The sequence below is a fragment of the Devosia alba genome (genome assembly GCF_039938915.1).
Lineage (GTDB): Bacteria > Pseudomonadota > Alphaproteobacteria > Rhizobiales > Devosiaceae > Devosia > Devosia alba.
Genome location: NZ_JBDUUI010000068.1, coordinates 1 through 298 on the forward strand (window position 1 = coordinate 1; position 298 = coordinate 298).

The 298-nt window shown below is 39.3% G+C and carries 1 protein-coding gene; it reads left to right on the forward strand.

Annotation, left to right across the window (positions count from 1 at the left end):
* Positions 1–136 precede the first annotated feature (136 nt).
* On the forward strand, positions 137–298 hold a 162-nt coding region (locus tag ABFY71_RS19375; RefSeq protein WP_488645807.1), incomplete at its 3' end, for a phage holin family protein.

Sequence of the window (298 nt, forward strand, 5' to 3'; positions counted from 1 at the left end):
TCAGAGAAAACTCAGAAATAAAGCAGGCGTTCCACGAAACCATTGAAGAACTTAAAAAGCCTGAAAATATTGAGAAAATGGCTAAAAATACAGCTAATTTTATGAATGCTGTTCAGGCGTTAAGGGGTGATAAATGATGGACATTTCAACATTAGGCTCATGTATAGCAATCGTTATGATTTGCTACATTGTAGGAATGGGCTGTAAAGCATCAAAAAGAATCTCTGATGAATGGATTCCAGTAATCATGGCGGTTATTGGTGGCATTCTCGGAGCTGTCGGGATGGGAGTTATCCCG